Source organism: Nocardia farcinica (assembly GCF_029867845.1).
Classification (GTDB): domain Bacteria; phylum Actinomycetota; class Actinomycetes; order Mycobacteriales; family Mycobacteriaceae; genus Nocardia; species Nocardia farcinica_A.
Map to the genome: position 1 here is coordinate 1 of NZ_JARWRU010000364.1, position 3,157 is coordinate 3,157.

Annotated in this window: 4 protein-coding genes; all 4 read right to left on the reverse strand. The window is 70.5% G+C overall.

Translation table 11 applies throughout. The annotated features are described in order from the left end of the window. Positions 1 to 445 (reverse strand): PCRF domain-containing protein (locus QH283_RS07745; protein WP_280502334.1); only part of this gene is annotated, 445 nt, incomplete at its 3' end. 117 nt (positions 446 to 562) lie between these two features. Further along, positions 563 to 796 (reverse strand): 50S ribosomal protein L31, encoded by a 234-nt coding sequence (gene rpmE / locus QH283_RS07750; protein ID WP_280502335.1) that lies wholly within the window; start codon positions 794 to 796, stop codon positions 563 to 565. Positions 797 to 983: 187 nt separating this feature from the next. Then, positions 984 to 1,361, reverse strand: coding sequence for a hypothetical protein (locus QH283_RS07755; protein WP_280502336.1), 378 nt, complete (start codon positions 1,359 to 1,361; stop codon positions 984 to 986). 137 nt (positions 1,362 to 1,498) lie between these two features. Beyond that, a partial coding sequence (gene rho, locus QH283_RS07760) for a transcription termination factor Rho (protein WP_280502337.1) occupies positions 1,499 to 3,157 on the reverse strand: 1,659 nt, incomplete at its 5' end.

Consider the following 3,157-nt stretch of genomic DNA (forward strand, 5'->3'; position numbering starts at 1 on the left):
GGGGGGGGGGGGCGCGTACCCCCCCGCCCCCCCGGGGCTGTGGGGGGCTGGGTTTCACCACCGGGCCCGGGGCGGCGCCCAACCGCGGGGACTCCTCGCCGCCCTCGCCGGACTTGACCTCGAGCACCACGTCGTCGCCGTCGTGCGGGTCGCGCGGAGCGAGCAGATCGGCCAGCGCCTGCTCGAACTCCTCGACCTGGCGTTCCAGCTCGGGCACCTCGGCGGCGAAGGAGGGATCGTCGGCGGCCAGCTCCCTGGCCGCGTTCAGGTCGTCCCTGGCGGACTCCAGTTTGCGGTAGGTGGCCATGACCGGCGCCAGTTCGGCGAATCGCTTGCCGACCCGGCGGGCGGCCGCCGGATCGTTGTGCAGCGCCGGATCGGCCAGCTGGGTCTCCAGTCCCGCGTGCTCGGCCAGGATGTCGTCGATCGCGGACGGCTGCGTCATGTTCGCTTCCTCTTCCTCGGGGGCGGGCTCACCGATGTGCGATTGCCCGGTGACGGCTGGGGAGAAAAAACACCGACGCCCGGGCCTGCGTCGCAGGACCGGGCGTCGGCGAGGAAGCTACTTGGCGTCGTCGGCTTTCTTGCCGGCGCGCTTGCCGTAGCGGGCCTCGAAGCGGGCCACGCGACCGCCGGTGTCGAGGATCTTCTGCTTGCCGGTGTAGAACGGGTGGCACTGCGAGCAGACCTCGACGGTGATCTGTCCGGTCTCCTTGGTGGAGCGAGTCTGGAAGGTGTTGCCGCAACCGCAGACGACGGTGGTGTCGACATAGGGCGGGTGGATTCCGGCCTTCATGGGTGTCCTCTCGATATTGGCCGCCGGGTCGCCCTGATCTGTCGTGCAGATCGGGACGTGAACCGGGACCGACTAGGCGGGATTGTCCGCGCAACGTGGCGGACGCACGGCGATCCAGTATGCCAGAACCGTCGTCACCCTCCCAAAACGCGCCCGGCCTGGGCTTTGTTCCCGGCGTCGCCGTTCGCTACTCGGGCACCGGCGTCTGTTTCGACACGCACGGGTCCACCTCCCCCGAGGCGGCGGACAGGTCGCAGACGGCGCCGAAGAGCCCGAGCAACGGAGCCACTCCCGCACCGAACAGCGCGTACACGATGTCACCCATCCGCAAGCCTGACGAGCCCACGGACAACCCGACGAGGGCGCCGTCGATCGCGGCCGAACCGGTCTTCGGCGAACTGACGACCGGACGGGTTGACATCCTCGCGGCGCCGGAGCCCGCCTCGGCCGAACCGGAGACGCCGGGCTGGTCGGCGATCGGCGGAACGGGCGCCTCGGCCCCGGCAGTGCCCGCGGTGCCGATGGCCGCCGAGATGAGCACCGACGCAACGACTGTACGCAGCATGATGCCCCCCTTCCAAGGTAGTGAAGTAAGTACATTTCACACCTTATGGTCGCCGGTGGCCGCGCGCGGCCGGAAGCGAAAAGACGAGAGGGCCCCGAATTCTCGGGGCCCTCTCGGGTCGTACCGGCGTGACCGGACTACTCGTCCAGCGCCCCCGGCGCGGTCTTGCTGACCTGCATCAAGAACTCGAGGTTGTTCTTGGTCTTCTTCAGACGGTCGATGAGCAGGTCGATCGCCTGATGCGAGTCCAGACCGGAGAGCACACGGCGCAGCTTGTGCAGGACCGCGGCCTCGTCGGGACTGAGCAGCAGCTCGTCCTTGCGGGTGCCGGACGGGTTGACGTCCACCGCCGGGAACACGCGCCGCTCGGCGATCTTGCGGTCGAGCTTGAGCTCGGCGTTGCCGGTGCCCTTGAACTCCTCGAAGATCACCGTGTCACCGGTCGAGCCGGTCTCCACCATGGCGGTGGCGATGATCGTCAGCGAGCCGCCGTTCTCGATGTTGCGCGCCGCGCCGAGGAACCGCTTGGGCGGGTACAGCGCGGTCGAGTCGACACCACCGGAGAGGATGCGGCCGGAAGCGGGCGAGGAGTTGTTGTACGCGCGGCCGAGCCGGGTGATCGAGTCGAGCAGCACCACAACGTCTTTGCCCATCTCGACCAGGCGCTTGGCCCGCTCGATGGCCAGCTCGGCGACCGAGGTGTGGTCGCTCGGCGGACGGTCGAAGGTGGAGGCGATAACCTCGCCCTTCACCGACCGCTGCATGTCGGTGACCTCTTCCGGGCGCTCGTCGACCAGCACCACCATCAGGTAGCACTCGGGGTTGTTGGTCGCGATCGCGTTGGCGATGTCCTGCAGGATCGTGGTCTTACCGGCCTTCGGCGGCGACACGATCAGCGCGCGCTGGCCCTTGCCGATCGGCATGATCAGGTCGATCACGCGGGTGGTCAGCTTGTTGGGCGTGGTCTCGAGCCGCAGCCGCTGGTTCGGGTACAGCGGGGTGAGCTTGCCGAACTCGGGACGCCGCTTGGCCGCCTCGACATCGCCGCCGTTGACGGTGTCCAGCCGCACCAGCGGATCGAACTTCTGCCGCTGGTTGCCCTGCTCCCCGTCGCGCGGGGCGCGCACGGCGCCGGTGATGGCGTCGCCGCGACGCAGGCCGTTCTTGCGGACCAGGTTCATCGACACGTAGACGTCGTTGGGTCCGGCCAGGTAGCCCGAGGTGCGGACGAAGGCGTAGTTGTCCAGCACGTCGAGAATGCCAGCGACCGGCTGCAGGACGTCGTCCTCGCGGATCTCGAGCTCACGGCTCTCGCCGCCGCCGCTCTCGCGGTCGCGACCACGACGACGCTCGCGGAACCGGCGTCCGCGCCTGCCGCGACCGGACTCCTCGTCCTCACCGCCGCGGGCCTCGTTGCGGCCGCCCTGCTGACGCTGCTCGCCCTGCTGCTGACCGCGATCGCCCTGCTGGCCCTGATTACGGTCACCCTGGTTGCGATCGCCCTGGTTGTTGCGATCGCCCTGATTGCGGTCGCGCCTGCGCTCACCGGAGTCGCCCTCGTTCTTCGACTCCTGCGCCTCGGCGTTCTCGCCGCCGGAACGGGACTGGTCACGGCCACGGCGCTGCCGCCCGCGACCACGCTGGCCCTGTTCGCGACCGGCGTCCTCGCCGCCCTCGGCGGGAGCCTGGGGCGCGGGGGCGCCGGGGGGGGCCGGCGCCCGCGGCGGGGCGGGCGGCCGGGGGGGCCGCGCGGGGGGCGGGGCGTCGGCCGCGGCCGGGGGGGGCGCGCCCCCCCC